Annotated in this window: 19 protein-coding genes; 13 read left to right on the forward strand and 6 right to left on the reverse strand. The window is 65.6% G+C overall.

The window, feature by feature from the left end; all coding sequences use genetic code 11:
• Window positions 1-146: 146 nt before the first annotated feature.
• A complete protein-coding gene (locus tag KF719_RS14065) occupies window positions 147-1367 on the reverse strand; it encodes a PA0069 family radical SAM protein (protein ID WP_293509337.1) in 1221 nt (406 codons plus the stop codon).
• Window positions 1368-1472: 105 nt separating this feature from the next.
• Here KF719_RS14065 and KF719_RS14070 point away from each other — a divergent pair, with 105 nt between their 5' ends.
• From KF719_RS14070 to KF719_RS14085, 4 genes are read left to right on the forward strand one after another with little or no spacing between them, the layout of a single operon-like run.
• Window positions 1473-1868 (forward strand): cupin domain-containing protein, encoded by a 396-nt coding sequence (locus KF719_RS14070; protein WP_293509338.1) that lies wholly within the window; start codon window positions 1473-1475, stop codon window positions 1866-1868.
• 55 nt (window positions 1869-1923) lie between these two features.
• Complete coding sequence (locus KF719_RS14075) at window positions 1924-2619, forward strand: TIGR04283 family arsenosugar biosynthesis glycosyltransferase (RefSeq protein ID WP_293509339.1); 696 nt, start codon at window positions 1924-1926, stop codon at window positions 2617-2619.
• 2 nt (window positions 2620-2621) lie between these two features.
• Entirely contained in the window at window positions 2622-3224 is a 603-nt protein-coding gene (locus KF719_RS14080; RefSeq protein WP_293510664.1) for a TIGR04282 family arsenosugar biosynthesis glycosyltransferase, read from the forward strand.
• On the forward strand, window positions 3221-3976 hold the full coding sequence (locus KF719_RS14085; protein ID WP_293509340.1) for a class I SAM-dependent methyltransferase: 756 nt from the start codon (window positions 3221-3223) through the stop codon (window positions 3974-3976). The genes KF719_RS14080 and KF719_RS14085 overlap by 4 nt, the downstream gene beginning before the upstream one ends.
• Here the strand turns inward: KF719_RS14085 and mscL are convergent.
• The 4 genes from mscL to KF719_RS14105 all read right to left on the reverse strand — a co-directional run bounded on the left by mscL (window position 3973) and on the right by KF719_RS14105 (window position 7871).
• The gene (gene mscL, locus KF719_RS14090) at window positions 3973-4401 is read right to left on the reverse strand and encodes a large conductance mechanosensitive channel protein MscL (RefSeq protein ID WP_293509341.1); all 429 of its coding nucleotides are present in this window, start codon (window positions 4399-4401) and stop codon (window positions 3973-3975) included. The genes KF719_RS14085 and mscL overlap by 4 nt on opposite strands.
• A gap of 92 nt (window positions 4402-4493) precedes the next feature.
• Window positions 4494-5036 (reverse strand): molybdenum cofactor biosynthesis protein B, encoded by a 543-nt coding sequence (moaB, locus tag KF719_RS14095; protein WP_293509342.1) that lies wholly within the window; start codon window positions 5034-5036, stop codon window positions 4494-4496.
• Between the two features lie 68 nt (window positions 5037-5104).
• A complete protein-coding gene (locus KF719_RS14100; RefSeq protein WP_293509343.1) occupies window positions 5105-6865 on the reverse strand; it encodes a lytic transglycosylase domain-containing protein in 1761 nt (586 codons plus the stop codon).
• A 139-nt stretch (window positions 6866-7004) separates the two neighbouring features.
• Window positions 7005-7871: a uracil-DNA glycosylase gene (locus KF719_RS14105; protein WP_293509344.1), complete on the reverse strand. Its 867-nt coding sequence runs from the start codon at window positions 7869-7871 to the stop codon at window positions 7005-7007.
• Window positions 7872-8145: 274 nt separating this feature from the next.
• On the opposite strand from KF719_RS14105, the gene KF719_RS14110 reads away from it, so the two are divergent.
• From KF719_RS14110 to KF719_RS14120, 3 genes are all read left to right on the forward strand, one after another.
• Entirely contained in the window at window positions 8146-9813 is a 1668-nt protein-coding gene (locus KF719_RS14110; protein ID WP_293509345.1) for an electron transfer flavoprotein-ubiquinone oxidoreductase, read from the forward strand.
• A gap of 97 nt (window positions 9814-9910) precedes the next feature.
• Window positions 9911-11686 carry a tetratricopeptide repeat protein gene (locus KF719_RS14115; protein WP_293509346.1) on the forward strand — a complete coding sequence of 592 codons (1776 nt, stop codon included), beginning with the start codon at window positions 9911-9913 and terminating at the stop codon, window positions 11684-11686.
• A gap of 4 nt (window positions 11687-11690) precedes the next feature.
• Window positions 11691-12581 (forward strand): 4-(cytidine 5'-diphospho)-2-C-methyl-D-erythritol kinase, encoded by an 891-nt coding sequence (locus KF719_RS14120; protein ID WP_293509347.1) that lies wholly within the window; start codon window positions 11691-11693, stop codon window positions 12579-12581.
• Here KF719_RS14120 and KF719_RS14125 read toward each other — a convergent pair.
• Window positions 12565-13584, reverse strand: coding sequence for a polyprenyl synthetase family protein (locus KF719_RS14125; protein ID WP_293509348.1), 1020 nt, complete (start codon window positions 13582-13584; stop codon window positions 12565-12567). The genes KF719_RS14120 and KF719_RS14125 overlap by 17 nt on opposite strands.
• A 208-nt stretch (window positions 13585-13792) precedes the next feature.
• Between KF719_RS14125 and KF719_RS14130 the strand changes: the two genes are divergently transcribed.
• The 6 genes from KF719_RS14130 to glyS all read left to right on the forward strand — a co-directional run bounded on the left by KF719_RS14130 (window position 13793) and on the right by glyS (window position 19131).
• Window positions 13793-13993 (forward strand): DUF2007 domain-containing protein, encoded by a 201-nt coding sequence (locus KF719_RS14130; RefSeq protein ID WP_293509349.1) that lies wholly within the window; start codon window positions 13793-13795, stop codon window positions 13991-13993.
• Entirely contained in the window at window positions 13990-14781 is a 792-nt protein-coding gene (locus KF719_RS14135) for a methyltransferase (protein WP_293509351.1), read from the forward strand. Before KF719_RS14130 ends, KF719_RS14135 begins: the two co-directional genes overlap by 4 nt.
• A gap of 46 nt (window positions 14782-14827) precedes the next feature.
• The gene (locus tag KF719_RS14140; protein WP_293509353.1) at window positions 14828-15739 is read left to right on the forward strand and encodes a S49 family peptidase; all 912 of its coding nucleotides are present in this window, start codon (window positions 14828-14830) and stop codon (window positions 15737-15739) included.
• 48 nt (window positions 15740-15787) lie between these two features.
• The gene (locus tag KF719_RS14145) at window positions 15788-15988 is read left to right on the forward strand and encodes a hypothetical protein (protein ID WP_293509355.1); all 201 of its coding nucleotides are present in this window, start codon (window positions 15788-15790) and stop codon (window positions 15986-15988) included.
• A gap of 162 nt (window positions 15989-16150) precedes the next feature.
• On the forward strand, window positions 16151-17044 hold the full coding sequence (locus KF719_RS14150; RefSeq protein ID WP_293509357.1) for a glycine--tRNA ligase subunit alpha: 894 nt from the start codon (window positions 16151-16153) through the stop codon (window positions 17042-17044).
• Complete coding sequence (gene glyS / locus KF719_RS14155) at window positions 17041-19131, forward strand: glycine--tRNA ligase subunit beta (protein WP_293509359.1); 2091 nt, start codon at window positions 17041-17043, stop codon at window positions 19129-19131. Before KF719_RS14150 ends, glyS begins: the two co-directional genes overlap by 4 nt.
• Window positions 19132-19162 lie beyond the last annotated feature (31 nt).

Consider the following 19162-nt stretch of genomic DNA (forward strand, 5'->3'; position numbering starts at 1 on the left):
GAAGGCGCGAAGAAGAAAGAAAAGTCTTTCTGGCGCTACGCGCCGGAAGTGTCTTCGCGCCGAAGGCGCAACCATCCTCTCGCCGCCAATCTCTTTCGCATCTTCATATCCTTCGCGTCTTCGCGCCTTCGCGTGCAAAATCTTCCTTAAAGCAGCGCCAGTTGTTTGCCGCGGCCGGGGACCATGAAGCGGGTGTTGTCGAGCTCACCGCTCTTTTTGACGAGGCCGAGTTTTTTGGTGGCGAGTTCGAAGCGGCGGGCGATCTGCCAGGCGTAGGGGCCGTCGCCGCGCATGCGTTTGCCCCATTCGGCGTCGTAATCCTTGCCGCCGCGCATCTGGCGGATCAGCGATATGACATGGGCGGCGGCGTCGGGTTTGTTTTCAGCGAGCCATTCGCGGAAGAGGTCTTTGATTTCGAGCGGGAGGCGCAGCACGATGAAGCCGGCCTCCTTCGCGCCGGCATAGGCCGCGCCCGTCAGGATTTTTTCCATTTCGCTGTCGGTGAGCGCGGGGATGACCGGCGCGACCATGACGCCGGTGGGGACGCCGGCCTGGGCCAGCATCGAAATCGCTTCCATGCGGCGCGACGGCGTCGAGGCGCGCGGCTCCATCGTCCGGGCGAGCTTCGCATCGAGCGTCGTGATCGACAGATAGACCTTGGCGAGATTGCGTTCGGCCATCGAGGAAAGAATGTCGATGTCGCGGGTGACGCGCGCCGACTTGGTGACGATGGTGACGGGGTGGTTATAGGCCGACAGCACTTCGAGAAGGCTCCGCGTGATGCGGTAGCGCTGCTCGATCGGCTGATAGGGATCGGTGTTGGTGCCGAGCGCGATCGGCTGCGGCTCATAGCCCGGCCGCGCCAGTTCTTTCTCCAGCAGCGCCGCGGCATTGGGCTTGGCGAAGAGACGGCTCTCGAAATCGAGGCCGGGCGAGAGGCCCATGTAAGCATGCGTCGGCCGCGCGAAGCAGTAGATGCAGCCATGCTCACAGCCGCGATAGGGATTGATCGAGCGGTCGAAGGGCAGGTCGGGCGAGGAATTACGCGTCAGCACCGCGCGGGCATTTTCGGAGGTGACTTCGGTTTTCAGCGGCGCCGGCGCGTCGAGCGCGCCCCAGCCGTCGTCGAGCGCCTCGCGCGCCTGCGGCTCGTAGCGGCCGCTCCCGTTCGTCAGCGCACCCCGGCCGCGGCGGCCGTTCTCGGGCAGAGGGGTGGCACGGACCCTCGGGGGGTACGAGGCGGACCCCGCGGGGGACGGGGACCGGGTCCGTGTTTCCGGGCCGTCTGCCGCCCGGGGGCCAATCGGGGAATTGGCGGGGTGGGGGGCGGAGCGGCCGGGGGGCGCTGGTTCGCGACTCGAAGACATGGAAGAAAGATAGCAGATTTACAGAACATAACAAGAACATTGTCGATGACTGCCGCCGCCGCTAGGCTGGCGCGAGGATAAGGCCGCGGAATGCAGGAGGAAGCGATGAGCATCCATCGGATGGCGAAAAACCCGGTCCATCTCGGCCTCGGCGCGACGGCCGAGATCGAACCCGAATTCACCGGAGACATCGGCTGGTACGAGAAATACGGCGCGCGCCACGAAAGCGACGGCGCCGAGGGTCGCCTCGTCTCGATGCATACTTTCGCGGCACCCTGGGACAGTTGGGAAATGCACCCGAAAGGCGCGGAAGTCGTGCTCTGCGTCGAGGGGCGGCTGGTGCTGCATCAGGAGACGCCGAAGGGCGTGACGACGGTCACGCTCGAGGCCGGCCAATACGCGATCAACGCGCCGGGTGTCTGGCACACCGCCGATATCGACGGCAAGGCAAGCGCGGTCTTCATCACCGCCGGCATCGGAACGGAGATCCGGCCGCGATGACGGGCACGCGGCGGCCGGTTTTGAAAAAACTCGCCCGCCCGCTATGTTGCGCGCCATGCTGAGCGTGGTGATCCCGACCCTGAATGCCGAACAGACATTGACGCGGACGCTGTCGCCGCTGGTGACGGCGGCCGTGCGCGGGTTGGTGCAGGAAGTGATCGTCGTCGATGGCGGGTCGTCGGACGAGACGCTCGAAATCGTCGAGGCGGCCGGCGCGAAGCTCGTGCAGGCGAAGCGCGGGCGCGGCACGCAACTCGCGGCCGGCGCGGCGGCGGCGCGCGGCAACTGGCTGCTGTTTCTCCATGCCGACACGGTGCTCGACGCCTCGTGGATCGCCGAGGTCGAGAAGCTGTTCGAGCAGATCGAGGCGGGCCGCTTCCGCGATCACGAGATGGCGGCGGCATTCAAATTCGCGCTCGACGATTTTTCGGGATGGGCGCGCTTTCTCGAATTCATGGTGGCCTTGCGCTGCGCGCTTCTGAAGCTTCCCTATGGCGACCAGGGGCTGCTGGTGAACCGCAGGCTCTACGACCGGCTCGGCGGCTATCGCGACCTGCCGCTGATGGAGGATGTCGATCTGGTGCGCCGCATCGGCCGGCGGCGGCTCGTCATGTTGCGGTCGCTGGCGGTGACGTCGCCGGCGCGCTACCTCAAGGAAGGCTTCATCGCCCGCTCGCTGCGCAATCTCGGCTGCCTCGCGCTTTACTATCTGCGCGTTCCGCCACGCGTGATCGCGCGGCTTTACGGGTGACGATGTCCCTCGACCCGCAACTGGTGATCATGGCGAAGACGCCGCAGATCGGCCGCGTGAAAACGCGGCTGGCGCGCGACATCGGCGCGGTGGCGGCGGTGCGGTTTTTCCGCGCGACGGCGGCGGCGCTGATCGGCCGCGTCGCGCCCGATCCGCGCTGGCGGACCGTGCTGGCGCTTTCGCCCGACCGCGCGGTGCATGAACCCGGAATCTGGCCGGACGGTCTGCCGCGCATCGCGCAAGGGCCAGGCGATCTCGGCGCCCGCATGGGGCGGCTTTTCCGCGACCTGCCGCCGGGGCCCGTCGTCATTATCGGCGCGGATATTCCCGGCATCGAACGGCGCCACATCGCGCAAGCCTTCGCGGCGCTCGGGCGGCACGATGCGGTGCTCGGTCCGGCCGAAGACGGCGGCTACTGGCTGGTGGGGTTGAAGCGGCGGCCGCGTGTGCCGGAGATATTCGAGGGCGTGCGCTGGTCGAGCGCGCAGACGCTGGCGGACACGGCGAAGAACATCCGTGAACGGAACATGAGCCTTGCCTTGCTGGAACGCCTGCCCGACATCGACACCGGCGCCGACTACGCGCACTGGAAGGAAAAGCGATGAGCGACCTCGACCCCTTCAAGGTCTTTCTCGACCTGCAGCTCGCGCTGCCGCGCAACGGGCCGGGCAGCGCTGCCTCGACGGCGAAGGCGCTGTCGATGCTGCCGGAATTGGCTGAGGGTGCGCGCATTCTCGACATCGGCTGCGGGCAGGGCGCCTCGACATTCGATCTCTTGCGGCTGACCAGGGGTCACGTCACGGCGGTCGATCTCTACGAACCGTTTCTCGAAAAACTGTCGGCCCGCGCCGAACGCGAAGGCGTGAGCGATGAACGCCTCGTCGTGAAGCGCGGCGACATGGGCGCGCTGCCCTTTCATGACGGCGAATTCGACCTCGTCTGGTCGGAAGGCGCGATCTATCTGCTGGGCTTCGCGCGCGGGCTGAAGCTCTGGCGGCGCTTCCTGAAGCCCGGCGGCTATATGGCCGTCACCGAATGCACCTGGCTCACCGATACGCCCTCGGATGAGGCACGCATTTTCTGGAACGAGGCCTACCCGAATATGGGCAACATCGCATCCAATGTCGCGGCTGCCGAACGTGCAGGCTATGAGGTGATCGCGACGCAGGTACTGCCGCCCGAGGACTGGTGGACCGACTACTACACGCCGATGCGGGCGCGGATCGCGGCGATGCGCGAGACATATGGCGAGGCGGCGGAAAGCGTTCTCGCGGCAGAGGAAGCCGAGATTGCCCTCTTCGAGAACAATCCCGGCCAGTATTCCTATGTCTTCTATGTGCTGCGGCGGAAGGACTAGTTCTTCGCCCGGAGCGCGTCGCGGATTTCCTCCAGCAGCACTTCCTGGCGCGGCGGCGCGGAAGGCGGCGGCGCCTCGCCCTTGGCGATGCGGGCCTTCAGCGCGTTCATCTGCTTGATGACGAGGAAGAGCGCGAAGGCGACGATCGAAAATTGCAGCAACGCATTGATGAACTTGCCGTAGGCGATGACGGGCACACCGGCTGCCTTCGCCGCATCGACCGTCGCCGGACCGTTTTCGGCCAGCGTCAGCGCGATGAAATAGTCGCTGAAATCGACGCCGCCCATCAGCGCGCCGATCGGCGGCATCATGATGTCGTCGACCAGCGACTTGACGATGGTGGTGAAGGCCGCGCCGATGATGATGCCGACGGCCATGTCGAGCACATTGCCCTTGAGGGCGAAGTCGCGGAATTCCTTGAACATGGGGGTCCCCTCGCAAAAGCGGCAGGCGATTCGCGCCGCAAGGGAATCCTGATACGCGGATCGTGCGCTTACAACACGCAAAAACCCGCCGCTCACTTCCGCTGCTTGTGTTCCTCGAGCCGCGGCATGATCTCGACGAAATTGCAGGGCCGGTAGCGGTGGTCGAGCTGGTGGACGAGAATTTCGTCCCAGCCGTCCTTGCAGGCGCCGGGCGAGCCCGGCAGTGCGAAAAGGAAGGTGCCATTGGCGACGCCGGCGGTCGCACGCGACTGGACGGTCGAGGTGCCGATCTTTTCGTAGGAAACGCGATGGAAGAGCGCCGAGAAACCGTCGATCTCCTTGTCGTAGACCGATTTGAAGGCTTCCGGCGTCACGTCGCGGCCGGTCAGCCCGGTGCCGCCGGTCGAGATGACCGCGTCGATGCTTTCATCCGCGATCCAGGACATCAACTGACCGCGAATATGGACCGTGTCGTCCGGCACGATGCGCCGCGCCGCCACCTTGTGTCCGGCCTTTTCGATGCGCTCGACGAGCACGTCGCCCGAAGTATCGGTCTCGGGCGTGCGGCTGTCCGACACCGTGAGGACGGCGATGTTGAGGGCGATGAATTCGCGTGTTTCGTCGATGCCGGGCATGGGGGTGGCCTTTCGCGGGGCGAATGAACGAACCCTATAGCCCAAAATGCCGGAAATGTCGCGAAGCGCTAACGGATGCTTCCCGTTGCCTGCCCATAGACCGGCCAAGCGCCGGCGGCGGACGCGTCGAGCGAGCCGGCAGGCGTGCCGAGGCGGTCGCTGTAGATCCAGTAATTGGTCAGCACACGCTCGATATAGCCGCGCGTTTCGGCGGCCGGGATCGACTCAATGAAGAGGAAGGGGTCGCCCTTGAAGTCGATGCTTTCGAGCCAGCGCGAAAGATTGCCGGGCCCGCCATTATAGGCCGTCGTCAGCATGTAGAGATTGCCGTAAGGCTCGCCCGCGCCCATCAGCTCGGCGAGATATTCCTGGCCGAGCGTCACGTTGAAGGTCGGGTCGAGCAGCTTGTCGCGATTGTCGCGGGCCAGCGAACGGTCCTGCGTGATGTGGCTGGCGGTTGCCGGCATGATCTGCATGAGGCCGCGCGCGCCGGCATGCGACATCGCGCCGGGCTGGAACTTGCTCTCCTGCCGCATGAAGGCGAGCAGCAGCGCACGGTCGACCTTGTAGCCGTTCGAGGGCTTGTAGTCGGGAACCGGAAAAAGGCCGGCATTGAGCGCGATGCGTCCGCCGTTACGCTTCACCGCCGGCAGATGCGCCGCATTGGCGACCTGCAATTCGACGGCCGGAAGCTTGAAGTCATTGGCGAGTGCGATCAGCGCCTGATCGAGCGAGGGATCGATATGGGCATGGGCGCGGATCAGTTCCTCGCGCGCCAGTTCGCGCTTGCCGACCTGGAAAAGCGCAACCGCGCGCGCCACCTGCGCGTTCTCGATCAGCGCGCGGAAGGATGCAGGATCGAGATCGGGTTCGATCCAGTCGATGCGGAGATCGCGGCCGAGCTGGCGCGTCGCCAGCAGCCCGTAAAAGGTCGCGCCGGTATCGGCCGCGAGTTCGAGCATCGGCGCGACATGCTGCGGCTGGCCGTCGGCGAGATACGAACGCGCCGCCCAGAAGCCGCCGGCCGCGCGCGTCCATTCATTGGCCCCGCCCGAGCGCGCCAGCCGTCCGAAATGATGCGCGGCCGCGCTGTAGTTCTCCATCCGCCACGCGGCGAGCCCCGCATACCAGTCGGCGCGCGGCAGCGGCCGCATGCCGTTGCGCAGCATCTCGCTGGCGAGCACGAAGGCCTTTTCGCTTTCGCCCTCGAGGAAATAGGAGGCGACGACGCGCTCCATGATCCGGTCATATTCATAAGGCCGGAGCGAAGCGCGCGCATTGCCGCGGGCAAGCCATGCATGCGCGGCTTCCGCCTTGCCCTCGCGCACCATGCGGCGCACCTGACTGTCGATTTCGCGGAAGCGCGGCGAGCGGATATCGGTTTCCTCGTCGTCGATCGCATAGACCGCATGGGCGGGCTGCCGCCATTGACGGGCCGCGGGGCGGGCAGGCAGCGCGGCCGAGGCCGGACGCTTGCGCAGCGCCAGCTTGTGAATGTCGGCGGCGCCGGGATGATCGTTATAGGCCGCCATCCAGTCGCGCAGTTCCGCATAGCGCGTGATGTAGTGCGGGCCCATGTATTTGACATGCAGCACATGGCCGATCAGGCGGCGGTCTTTCAACTGCGCGGTCAGCTTGTCGGCTTCCGCGAAGCGGCCGCGCTCGGTGGCGGCGAAGATCTGGCGATAAATTTCGCGGTCGGCGCCGGTCAGGATTTCCGGGCTCCAGATGCGCGCCTGCGGCACGGCCGGTATTTCGGCCTGGGCCGGGCTTGCAAGCGGCGCGGCAAGCATCAGCATGGCGAGCCCGGCCGCGACGGCCGAACGCACAAACCATCTCCGCCGCGTTGCCACGGATATGCCGAAAGTCCCCCAGACGCTCATGGGGGCATCTTGGCGGCGCGGCCCCCGCCCGGCAAGCGCCGATGCCGGAATAGAACCGGAACGGGCCATTAAAAAATCTGTAAAGTTAACCGGCGGGCCCCGCGTCGAGCCGTGCCTTCAGCGATTGAAGGTCTCGCCATGCCAGCCTTTTTTGTGCCGGCTGGCGCAGCAGGTAGGCCGGATGCAGCGTCGGCAGCGCCGGAATGTCGCGCCCGCCGCAATTATATGTCGACCACTTGCCCCGAAGCCGGGTGATGCCGGTGTCGGTGCGCAGCAACTGCTTGGCCGAGACGCCGCCAAGCAGCAACAGCACCTCCGGCGCGACGAGTTCGATGTGGCGCTCGACAAAGGGCATGCAGACCGCATGTTCGGCGGGCGTCGGCGTGCGGTTGCCGGGCGGCCGCCAGGGCAGCGTGTTGACGATATAGACGGACGTGCGGTCGAGACCGATCGCGGCGAGCATCCGGTCGAGCAACTGCCCGGCGCGTCCGACGAAGGGCAGGCCCTGCAGATCCTCGTCGCGGCCCGGCGCTTCGCCGACCAGCATCAAGCGCGCTTGCGGATTGCCGTCGGCGAAGACGAGGTTCTTCGCGGTGTAGCGCAACGGGCAGCCTTCGAATGTTTCGAGCGCGGCGCGCAACTCGTCGAGCGTCTTGCAGGCCGAAGCAATTTCGCGCGCGCTCTCGGCAGCGCGGGCGTCGTCGAGCGGCAAGGCGGCGGGGGCGGGCGGGCGCAGCGGCGCGGGCTTCGGCGCGGCTGCAACGGGCGCCGGCGCCGCTTGTCTGTCCGCGCGGGTCGCGTCGGCGGCGGGCGCGGCCGCTTCGTCGAGCGCGTAGCGATCGACCGGCGCATCGCACAATGCCTCGCCGACGCCTGCCTCGACATAAAAGGCAAGCAGCGCCGCCGCTTCGTCGGGCGCGAGAGGATCGGACGGTGAGCCGGACCGGTTCATTGACCTTGCGGTTTCCAGAGTTTGTCGGGCGCCGGTTTGACGCTCGCCATCGCGCATCTACAATTATTCATTCTGGCATTTCCCGGCGCTTTCCGGAAAGAACCGGCGCCGGTTTTGTTGAGAATAACACGCAACTGGGGCGCTGTGTCCGGCGCGGCCCAATATATTGACCGGCGGGGCCATTCGCACCATAACGGACCCCGATTTTGCGAGGCTCAGGGGCGGATATCGGGGCCCCTCGGGCGAGGCGGAAAGACGCGGCAGGAGAGGCTGAATGAGCGAGCAGGTCGAACGCGAATTTATGGAATACGACGTCGTTGTCGTCGGCGGCGGCCCGGCCGGTCTGTCGGCGGCGATCAGGCTGCGCCAGCTCGCGGCGGCGGAAGATTTCGACCTGTCGGTCTGCGTGATCGAAAAGGGCTCGGAAGTCGGCGCGCATATCCTGTCGGGCGCGGTGATCGACCCGATCGGCCTCGACACGCTGCTGCCGGACTGGCGCGAGTTGGGCGCACCTGTCGACACGGAAGTGACGGCCGATCATTTCATCTATCTCGGACCGGCCGGCGGCTTGCGCATCCCGAACATTCTGTTCCCGCCGCTGATGAACAATCACGGCAACTACATTGTCAGCCTCGGCAATGTCTGCCGCTGGCTCGCCGAACAGGCCGAAGGTCTCGGCGTCGAAATCTATCCGGGTTTCGCGGGCGCCGAGGTGCTTTACGGCGAGGACGGATCGGTGCGCGGCGTCGTCACCGGCGACATGGGCGTGGCCAAGGACGGTTCGCACAAGGACAGCTACACGCCCGGCATCGAGCTGCGCGGCAAATACACCTTCTTCGCCGAAGGCGTACGCGGATCGCTGTCGAAGGAGCTGATCCGCAAATTCAAGCTCGATGAAGGCTGCGAGCCGCAGAAATTCGGCATCGGCCTGAAGGAGCTGTGGCAGGTCGATCCGTCGAAGCACCGCAAGGGCCTCGTGCAGCACACGCTGGGCTGGCCGCTCGACAATTCGACCGGCGGCGGCTCGTTCCTCTATCATTTCGGCGAGAACCTCGTTTCGGTCGGTTTCGTCGTTCACCTGAACTACAGCAATCCCTATCTCTCGCCCTTCGACGAGTTCCAGCGCTTCAAGCACCACCCCTCGATCGTCGAGACGTTCGAGGGCGGCAAGCGCATCGCCTATGGCGCGCGCGCCATCACCGAAGGCGGTTTCCAGTCGGTGCCGAAACTCACCTTCCCCGGCGGCGCGCTGATCGGCTGCTCGGCCGGTTTCGTCAACGTGCCGCGCATTAAGGGCAGCCACAACGCGATGCTGACCGGCATCATGGCCGCCGAGGCCGCCTTCGAGGCGGTGAAGGACGGGCGGCAGGCCGACGAGCTGGTGACTTACACGCAGGCGTATGAAAAGAGCGCGGTCTACAAGGACCTGAAGCGCGTCCGCAATGTGAAGCCGCTGCTCTCGCGCCTCGGCACCTTCCTCGGTACCGGCTTCGGCGCGCTCGACATGTGGATGAACAATCTCGGTCTCGGCCTGCCTTTCACGCTCCGCCACAAGAAGCCCGACCACGCGACGCTGAAGAAAGCGAGCGCCTGCAAGCCGATCGTTTATCCGAAGCCCGACGGCAAGATTTCCTTCGACAAACTTTCCTCGGTGTTCATCTCGGCCACCAATCACGAGGAAGATCAGCCGGTTCACCTGACGCTGAAGGATCCGGCGATCCCGATCGCCTACAATCTGCCGAATTTCGACGAGCCGGCGCAGCGCTATTGCCCGGCCGGCGTCTATGAAGTGATCCGCGACGACGACGGTTCCAATCCGCGCTTCCAGATCAACGCGCAAAACTGCGTTCACTGCAAAACCTGCGACATCAAGGACCCGGCGCAAAACATCAACTGGGTGGTGCCGGAGGGCGCGGGCGGGCCGAATTACCCGAATATGTGAGGCGGCGCGCCTGTTTCCGGCGCGCGCGCTCCTGTAGGCTTTGCGACGGCTACCGCTTCGGTGGCCGCGCGAGGCAATCTCGGAGGCAGGGCCCCATATGGCCACCACGACAGGTAGGGCGCCGAAGACCGGCAGGTACTTCCGGCAAGGATTGAAGCGCGCCGCGCTGGCCGCGGCGCTGGCGGCGCTCGGCGGCTGCGCGGGGCTCGGCTCTTTCGCCGATCTCGGCGCAAAGCGTGGCGAAACGCCCTACGGCGCCTACCTCGCCGGCCGCCACGCGGCATCGATCAACGACCAGCGCAAGGCGGCCGAATTCTACGACGCCGCGTTGCGCGGCCAACCCGACGATCCGCTGGTTCTCGACCGGGCCTTCATGGCGTCGCTCGCCGCCGGCGACATCGACCGCGCGGTCCGGCTGGCCGAACGGCTGGTGGAAAACGAACCCGGTCAGCGCATGGCGCGCCTGACGCTGGCGCTGGCGGACATCAAGAAGGGCAACTATGCCGCCGCGCGCGACGAGATCGCGGCATCGGCGCCCGGCCCCTTCACGGCGCTTGTCGGCACGCTGACTTCGGCCTGGGCGGCCGCGGGCGAGCGCAACAAGGAATTGGTGTTCGAAAAGATCGGCGCCTTCGAGGGCCGCACGGCCTTCGCGCTGTTCCGCGCCTACCATCAGGGCCTGATGCTGGACCTGCTGGGAGACATGGAAGGCGCGAACGAGGCCTATGCAGAGGCGATGAGCGCCAGTGGCGGCTCAAGCGTGCGTGTCGTCGAGGCCTATGCGAGTTTCCTGCAGCGCCAGGGCCGAACCGACGAAGCGCGCGCGGCGCTGGAAGGCTTCCTGGTCTTCGCGCCCGAACATCCGCTGGTGCGCGATCACCTGGCGCGCCTTGCGCGCGGCGAGGCGCTGCCGGCTCAGGTACGCAATGCCTCCGACGGCGCCGCCGAAGCGCTCTACGGTCTCGGCAGCGCGCTGATGCAGGACACATCAAGCGATCTCTCGGAGGTCTATCTCCATCTCGCGCTCTACCTGCGTCCCGACTTCGACATCGCCCGTTCATTGCTCGCCGGCGCCCATGAAAGCCGCAAGCGTTGGCAGGACGCGATCGACGCCTACGGCAAGATCGACCGCGCCTCGCCGCTCTACATGAATGCGCGCATCCAGACCGCCCTCGCGCTCGACAGGCTGGAACGCGAAACCGAGGCGGTTGCCTTGCTGCGGCGTCTGGCGCGCGACATGCCCGACCGTATCGATCCGCTGGTTGCGATCGGCGACATCTACCGCGCCAAGGAAAACTATGCCGAGGCCGTGACCTATTACGAGCGCGCCATCGCGCTTTCCGGCACGCCGGCGGATCGCGAATGGACGCTCTATTACGCGCGCGGCATCTGCTTCGAACGCCTTGGCGAATGGGACAAGGCGGAAACCGACCTGAAGCTGGCGTTGAAACTTTCCGACGACCACCCGCTGGTGCTGAACTATCTCGGCTATTCCTGGATCGAGCAGCATCGCCATCTCGATGAAGCGCTGGCGATGATCGAAAAGGCAGTGGAGCGGCGCCCGAACGACGGCTTCATCGTCGACAGTCTCGGCTGGGCGCGCTACCGGCTCGGCGAATATGCGCTCGCGGTCAAATATCTCGAACGCGCGGTCGAATTGCAGCCGGACGATCCGACGATCAACGAACATCTGGGCGACGCCCTGTGGAAAGTCGGCCGCCGGATCGAGGCGCGCTTCCAGTGGAACCACGCCCTCGCGATGAACCCGGAGGAAAAGCGGGTGAAGCTGCTGCGCGCCAAGCTCGAATTCGGCCTCGAAGCCGCCGAAAGCGCCGAACGCGAGGAAGCCGCCGCGAACGCCAAGGGGCTCTGACGCCGTGCCGGGCGAGGACAGCCGCCGGGTCGTCGAGGACGCGCCCGCCAAGATCAATCTGTGCCTGCGCGTCATCGGCCGCCGCGCCGACGGCTATCACGAACTGCAGAGCCTCGTCGTCTTCGCGCGCATCGGCGACCGTGTGAGCGCCGAACCCGCGAGCGACCTGACGCTCGATCTGCGCGGTCCCTTCGCGGCGGCGCTTGGCGGCGATCCCGACAATCTGGTGCTACGCGCCGCGCGGCTGCTGCGCGAGCGGACGGGCACAAACGCCGGCGCGCGCCTGACGCTTGAGAAGAACCTCCCCGTTGCGTCCGGCATTGGCGGCGGCTCGGCCGATGCGGCGGCGGCGTTGCGCGCGCTTGTGCGGCTATGGGACGTCGATCCCGGTGCGGCGGCGCTCGGCGAGATGGCGGCCGCGCTCGGTGCCGACGTGCCGGTCTGCCTCGATGCGCCCCCTGCCTTGATGTGGGGCATCGGCGCGAACATCGCCCGCCTCGAAGCGTTGCCGCGCTTCCATCTGGTGCTGGTCAATCCAGGCATTGCGCTCGCGACGGCGGAGGTTTTCCGTGCACTGGCCGCACCGGCATTGGCGCACGCGCCGGAAGCGCCAGTCTTGCCGTTGTTTGCAACGCTGGAAGAACTGCTGCACTGGCTCTCCGGCGCGGCGAACGACCTCGAAGCGCCGGCAAGGGCGCACGCGCCCGAAATCGGCGACGTGCTGGCGGCGCTTGCGGCGAGCGCCGGCTGCCGCCTTGCCCGCATGTCGGGTTCGGGCGCCACTTGCTTTGGAATCTATGCCGATGAAGCGGCGGCGGAAGCGGCCGCCGCCGCGATTGCGCGCGCGCATCCCGGCTGGTGGGCGGTTGCCTGCGGCGTCAGTGATTGCGGTTGATGCAGAACTCGACGAGATCGGTGAGCGCCTGCCGGTAGGCGCTTTCGGGAAAGATCGCCAGCGCGTCGGTTGCAATGGCGCCGTAGTGGCGCGCGCGCAAGATCGTGTCGGTGAGCGCATCGTGCTTCTGTATCAGCTCGACCGCATGCGCGAAATCGCCGTCGCCGCGCTCGCCGTCCTGCAGGGTGCGCTGCCAGAAGGCGCGTTCTTCCGCCGTGCCGCGCCGGAAGGCCAGCACGACGGGCAGCGTGATCTTGCCCTCGCGGAAATCGTCGCCGACATTCTTGCCGAGCGCCGCCACGCGGCCGCCATAGTCGAGTGCGTCGTCGACAAGCTGGAATGCGATGCCGAGATTGCGGCCGTAGGATTCGAGTGCCGCGGCCTCGGTGCCGTTGCGCTCCGAAATGACGGCGCCGATTTCGGTGGCGGCGGCAAAGAGCGCCGCCGTCTTCGCCTGAATGACGCGCAGATAGGCGTCTTCGGTGGTGCTGGTGTCCTTGGCCGCGGCAAGCTGCATCACCTCGCCCTCGGCGATGATCGAGGCGGCGTCGGCGATGATTTCGAGTGCGCGGAGCGACCGCGTTTCGACCATCAGCTTGAAGGCGCGGCCGAGCAGGAAATCGCCGACGAGAACGCTCGCCTGGTTGCCCCACAGCATTCGCGCGGTCTTGGCGCCGCGCCGCATGTCGCTTTCGTCCACCACGTCGTCGTGAAGCAGGGTCGCCGTGTGCAGAAACTCGACGGACGCCGCAAGCTTGATATGGTCGTCGCCATTGTAGCCGCACATCCGCGATGCGGCGATGGTGAGCATCGGCCGAAGGCGCTTGCCGCCCGAATTGATGAGGTGGCTGGCAAGTTCCGGCACCATCGGCACCTCGGAAGCCATCCGTTCACGGATGAATTCGTTGACGGCCTCCATGTCGTCGGCCACCAGCGCCTGAAGCTGCTTGACCGCGTTCTGGCCGCGCCCGCGCTCTTCCTCGAGGGGAACAACAACGCCCAATATCCGCTCCTCAAAATTCGCATGCGGGGCTGAATCTCCATGCCCTGCATGTGTTATGCTGCTGCGAGTAAGCATAGGTTGACGGCCCCCGAGCGGCAAGGGCCGGGCCCGCGCGCGACGGGGCCATTTGTCGCAATGCACTGCTGGCAAGATGCGGAACTTGCGAAATGCGTTGTCGCGATGCGCAAATTTGCACAACGGAGGCGGCATGAAAGAGCTGATCAGAACGGGCGACCCGGTGCTGATCTCCTATCTGACGCACCGGCTGACCGAAGCCGGCATCGAGAGCTTCGGCATGGACGCACACATGCAACGCTCGCTCGGCATTCTTCCGCAGCGTATCATGGTGGTCGATGAGGACTATGACGAGGCGCGGCGAATTCTCGACGAGGTGAGGCAGGAAGGATGAGCGGCAACGCGGCGGACGACATCGCACCGGCAACGACCGACGACGGATTTCTCGGCAACCGTCTGAAATTGCTGCAGCCGGAAAAGGGCTATCGCGCCGGCATCGATGCGGTGCTGCTGGCCGCCGCCGTTCCGGCGCGCGAAGGCGAGCGGGCGCTGGAAGCGGGCGCCGGCGTCGGCGTCGCGAGCCTCTGTCTTGCCGCGCGCGTGCCCGGCCTCGAAGTCGCAGGCCTCGAATTGCAGCCCGAGCTTGTCGGCCTTGCCGGCCAAAACATCGAACGCAACGGCATGGGCGATCGCGTTTCGATCGTCGAGGGCGATATCGGCCTTTCGCCGCGCGATCTCGCGGCGTTGGGGCTTGAGCCCAATGGCTGGCATCACGTCTTCGCCAATCCGCCCTTTCACGATCCGGCGACGAGCCCCGCGCCGCCCGATGCCGGCAAGGCGCAGGCGCATCTGACGCTCGGCTCCGACCTCGACGACTGGGTGCGCTTCTGCTGCACGATGGCGCGGCCGAGAGGCACCGTGACCTTTATCCACCGCGCCGATGCGCTGGCTGACCTTCTGGCCGTCATGACCGGGCATCTGGGGGGAATCGAGGTTTTCCCGCTCTGGCCGGCGGCCGGCAAGTCGGCCTCGCGCGTCATCGTCCGTGGCCAGCGCGATTCGAAGGCGCCGCTGAGCCTGCGGTCCGGACTGGTGCTGCATGGCCGCGACGGCCGTTTCACCGACCGGACGGAGGCGATCCTGCGCGGCGGCGAGGCATTGCTGCTCGATCAACCGGCCTGAGGGCGCCGCCTTGCCGGGCCGGGCGTCCGCGCCTATGTATCCTCTTATGAAAAATCTGATTGCCCCTTTCCTCCCCACACCTCTCCGCAAGCGCGTCGCCCCCGATTGGCAGCCGCGGCCGGTCGTCGCCGTGGTGCGGCTTTCGGGCACCATCGGCCCGAGCCAGCCCTTGCGCGGCGGGCTGAACCTCGCCGCCGTCGCTCCGGCGCTCGAAGCGGCCTTTTCGATGAAGAACGCGAAGGCGGTGGCGCTGATCGTCAATTCGCCGGGCGGCTCGCCGGTGCAGTCCTCGCTGATCTACAAGCGCATCCGCGCGCTCGCGGAAGAGAAAAGCCTGCCGGTCTATGCTTTCGCCGAGGATGTGGCAGCCTCGGGCGGCTACATGATCGCCTGTGCGGCGGACGAGATTTATGCCGATGAAAGCTCGGTCGTCGGATCGATCGGCGTCGTCTCGGCGGGCTTCGGCTTCACCGGCCTGATCGAAAAGCTCGGCGTCGAGCGGCGTGTGCATACCTCGGGCGAGAGCAAGGCGATGCTCGATCCCTTCCAGCCTGAAAAGGCAGAAGACGTGGCGCGCCTCGAGGCGTTGCAGAAGGACGTGCACGAGAATTTCAAGGCGCTGGTCCGCAAGGCGCGCGGCGAACGCTTGAAGGCGGACGACCCGGCGATTTTCTCCGGCGAGTTCTGGGCCGGCGCCGGCGCGCTGGAACGCGGACTGATCGACGGGCTGGCCGATCTGCGCAGCCATATGCGCGGTCTTTACGGCGACAAGGTGAAACTGCGTCTCGTCGTCCAGCGCCAGCCCTGGTGGCGGCCCGGCGGCGGCATATCGAGCCGGCTTCGGCCCACTTTTCCGGCCATCGGGGGCGGATTTGCCGCCGAAATGGGGGCGGGGCTGGCCGACGGACTGATTGCCGCGGCCGAGAAGCGTTCCCTTTGGAGCCGTTTTGGCCTTTAATACGCAAAGCCGGGGCCGTTCCCCGGCGGATTCGAGAGGGTCGGTCCCATGACCAAGATCGTTTTCGCGGCCGTATTCATTCTGGCTTTCTATGCCGCCTGGAAAGCGCTTCAGCGCTCGGTCGAGCGGCAGCGGGAAGCCTTCGCCCGCGCGCAGCCGCGCTCGCGCGTGGAGCCGCGCGATCTCGGCACGCTGCGCGACCGGGGCGACGGCACCTATGTGCCGGACCACAGCCGCCGCGACATCTGATTTTCAAGCGATTCCCTGAACTTGACCGCCGGTCGCGCATCGGCGGCAAGCCGTCCGTTTGCTTGACCCTCCGGGGAGGCGCGGCTACCTTGCGCGCGCCTTAGAGCGGCGGCGCCCGCCACCCGCAACGGGCGCGAGGCGCGACACGCGGACCAGGCCAAAATGACGGCGAAGCCCGACCATTCCTTTCAGTCCCTGATCCTGAAACTGCAGGCCTATTGGGCGCGGGCCGGCTGCGTGATTCTGCAGCCCTACGACATGTCGATGGGCGCGGGCACGTTTCACCCGGCGACGACCTTGCGCGCGCTCGGCCCCAAACCGTGGAAGGCCGCTTACGTGCAGCCCTCGCGCCGCCCGACCGACGGCCGCTACGGCGAGAACCCCAACCGCTTCCAGCACTATTACCAGTTTCAGGTGATCCTGAAGCCGAACCCGGAAAACCTGCAGGAGCTCTACCTCGAAAGTCTGGCGGAGCTCGGCATCGATGCGAAGAACCACGACATCCGCTTTGTCGAGGACGACTGGGAAAGCCCGACGCTGGGCGCCTGGGGGCTCGGCTGGGAAGTCTGGTGCGACGGCATGGAAGTCTCGCAGTTCACCTATTTTCAGCAGGTCGGCGGCTTCGACTGCAATCCCGTTTCGGGCGAGCTGACCTACGGCCTCGAACGCCTCGCGATGTATATTCAGGGCGTCGACAACGGCTACGAACTTGATTTCAACGGTGCGCAAGGCGCCGACCGCGTGACCTATGGCGACGTCTTCCATCAGGCCGAAGTCGAATTCTCGACGCATAATTTCGAGGCCGCGAACACCGAAATGCTGTTCCGCCATTTCGAGGACGCGGAAAAGGAATGCGCGGCGCTGCTCGACCGCGACAAGCCGTTGCCGCTACCGGCCTACGACCAGGTCATCAAGGCCAGCCACAATTTCAACCTGCTGGATGCGCGCGGCGTGATTTCGGTCACCGAACGCCAGGCCTATATCGGCCGCGTCCGCGCGCTGTCGAAAGCCTGCGCCGAAGCCTGGCTGAAGACCGAAGCGGGGGGCGGCGCGTGAGCGAACTCCTGCTCGAACTCTTCTCCGAGGAAATCCCGGCGCGGATGCAGAAGCGCGCGGGCGAGGATCTCGTGCGGCTCGTCACCGATGCGCTGAAGGAAGCGGGTGTTGCAGGCAGCAACGCGCGCAGCTTCGCGACGCCGCGCCGCCTGACGCTGGTGATCGACGGTTTGCCGGACAAGACGCCGGATGTGAAGGAAGAGCGCAAGGGGCCGAAAGTGGGCGCGCCGCAACAGGCGATCGACGGGTTTTTGCGCGCGGCGGGCCTCAAGAGCATCGACGAAGCGACGGTGCAGGAAGACAAGAAGGGGGCCTTCTATGTCGCCGTCACCGAAAAAAAGGGCCGCGACACCGCCGCGCTGATCGCCGACATCGTGCCCGCCGTCATCCGCGCCTTCCCCTGGCCGAAATCGATGCGCTGGGGCGCAGGCAGCCTGCGCTGGGTGCGGCCGCTGCATTCGGTGCTCTGCATTCTCGACAGTAAGGTCGTGCCGTTCGAGATCGATGGCATCAAGTCCGGCAACACGACGCGCGGCCATCGCTTCATGGCCCCGGATGCGTTTGCGGTGAAGGATTTCGCCGACTACGAAATGAAACTGCTCGACGCCAGGGTCGTGCTCGACCCGGCGAAGCGCGCGCATTTCATCCATGCGGGCGCGAAGGCGCTGGCGGAAGCCGAAGGTCTGACGCTGGTCGAGGACGAGGCGCTGCTCCACGAAGTGGCGGGGCTTGTCGAATGGCCGGTGCCGCTGATCGGCAGGATCGACGATGAATTCATGTCGGTGCCGCAGGAAGTGCTGACGAGCACCATGCGCGCCAACCAGAAATATTTCGCGCTTCACGACAAGGCGGGGAAGCTCGCCAACCGCTTCATCGTCGTCGCCAACCTCGAAGCCGAAGACGGCGGCAAGGCCATCGTCAACGGCAACGAACGCGTACTCCGCGCCCGCTTCGCCGACGCGCGTTTCTTGTGGGATCAGGACCGGAAGGTGCGGCTGGAAGATCGTCTGTCAAAGCTCGCGGACGTCAAATTTTATGAAGGTCTTGGTTCCGTGAAGGACAAGGCCCTGCGTATCGGACAACTAGCGGCAAGGTTGTCCGAGATGGTTCCTGATGCCGACATTATGATTGCGTTGTCTGCTGCAAATCTTGCCAAAGCCGACCTTGTGTCCGGAATGGTCTACGAGTTTCCTGAGCTTCAAGGTTTGATGGGTTATTATTTTGCCCGAACGGACGGTCTTGGGGAGGAAACAGCCAAGGCAATTCGCGATCACTACAAGCCGGTTGGTCCTGGCGATAGTTTGCCGGAGACACACAATGGCCTTGTCGTCGCGCTTGCGGATAAGCTGGATACGCTGGTGGGTTTCTTTGGTGTTGGGGAAGCTCCAACTGGTTCGCGTGATCCGTTTGCTTTACGTCGGGCGGCGCTCGGCATTGTCAGGATTCTGTTAGAACGAAAAGTGCGTTTTCGTTTGAGGCGTGCACTTGATGATGCAAACGTGCAGTTTGGAAGCTGGGGTCCCGGACAGTTCGGTAGTGTGACACATGACGCAGTTTTCACATTTATAATCGAGCGCCTGAAAGTCTATCTGCGCGATCGGGGCGCACGACACGATCTTGTAGACGCCGTCTTTTCGCTTGATATGAATTCTCGCCCGTTAGACGATCTCGTTCTCATCGTGAATCGCGTCGAGGCGCTCTCCGAATTCCTCAACACCGAAGACGGCAAGAACCTGCTGGCCGGCTACAAGCGCGCCACCAACATTCTGCGCATCGAGGAAAAGAAGGACGGCGAGGGTGCCTTCGACGCCGCGCCTGACGCATCGCTCTTCGCGCAGGACGAGGAGAAATCGCTCGCCGCCGCCATCGCCGCCGCGACGAAAGATGCAAAAGCCGCCGTCGCGCGCGAGGATTTCGCCGCCGCCATGTCGGCGCTGGCGAAGCTCCGTGCGCCGGTCGATGCGTTCTTCGACAAGGTGACGGTCAATGCGGACGACGCAGGCGTTCGCGCCAACCGTCTGAAGCTGCTGGCGCAGATCCGCAGCGCGCTGCACGAGGTCGCGGATTTTTCGAAGGTCGAGGGCTAGGCGCCCGGTAAAGCCAAACCAAAGGCGAGTG

Origin of the sequence: Parvibaculum sp., assembly GCF_019635935.1 — a bacterium.
Taxonomy (GTDB): Bacteria; Pseudomonadota; Alphaproteobacteria; order Parvibaculales; family Parvibaculaceae; genus Parvibaculum.

Coding starts and splice junctions, on each gene's coding strand:
- KF719_RS14140 (WP_293509353.1), top strand. CDS start 14,828: ATGAAAAATCTGATTGCCCCTTTCCTCCCCACACCTCTCCGCAAGCGC.
- KF719_RS14075 (WP_293509339.1), top strand. CDS start 1,924: ATGCTGAGCGTGGTGATCCCGACCCTGAATGCCGAACAGACATTGACG.
- KF719_RS14110 (WP_293509345.1), top strand. CDS start 8,146: ATGAGCGAGCAGGTCGAACGCGAATTTATGGAATACGACGTCGTTGTC.
- KF719_RS14130 (WP_293509349.1), top strand. CDS start 13,793: ATGAAAGAGCTGATCAGAACGGGCGACCCGGTGCTGATCTCCTATCTG.
- KF719_RS14135 (WP_293509351.1), top strand. CDS start 13,990: ATGAGCGGCAACGCGGCGGACGACATCGCACCGGCAACGACCGACGAC.
- KF719_RS14065 (WP_293509337.1), bottom strand. CDS start 1,367: ATGTCTTCGAGTCGCGAACCAGCGCCCCCCGGCCGCTCCGCCCCCCAC.
- KF719_RS14085 (WP_293509340.1), top strand. CDS start 3,221: ATGAGCGACCTCGACCCCTTCAAGGTCTTTCTCGACCTGCAGCTCGCG.
- moaB (WP_293509342.1), bottom strand. CDS start 5,036: ATGCCCGGCATCGACGAAACACGCGAATTCATCGCCCTCAACATCGCC.
- mscL (WP_293509341.1), bottom strand. CDS start 4,401: ATGTTCAAGGAATTCCGCGACTTCGCCCTCAAGGGCAATGTGCTCGAC.
- KF719_RS14115 (WP_293509346.1), top strand. CDS start 9,911: ATGGCCACCACGACAGGTAGGGCGCCGAAGACCGGCAGGTACTTCCGG.
- KF719_RS14105 (WP_293509344.1), bottom strand. CDS start 7,871: ATGAACCGGTCCGGCTCACCGTCCGATCCTCTCGCGCCCGACGAAGCG.
- KF719_RS14150 (WP_293509357.1), top strand. CDS start 16,151: ATGACGGCGAAGCCCGACCATTCCTTTCAGTCCCTGATCCTGAAACTG.
- KF719_RS14070 (WP_293509338.1), top strand. CDS start 1,473: ATGAGCATCCATCGGATGGCGAAAAACCCGGTCCATCTCGGCCTCGGC.
- KF719_RS14145 (WP_293509355.1), top strand. CDS start 15,788: ATGACCAAGATCGTTTTCGCGGCCGTATTCATTCTGGCTTTCTATGCC.
- KF719_RS14080 (WP_293510664.1), top strand. CDS start 2,622: ATGTCCCTCGACCCGCAACTGGTGATCATGGCGAAGACGCCGCAGATC.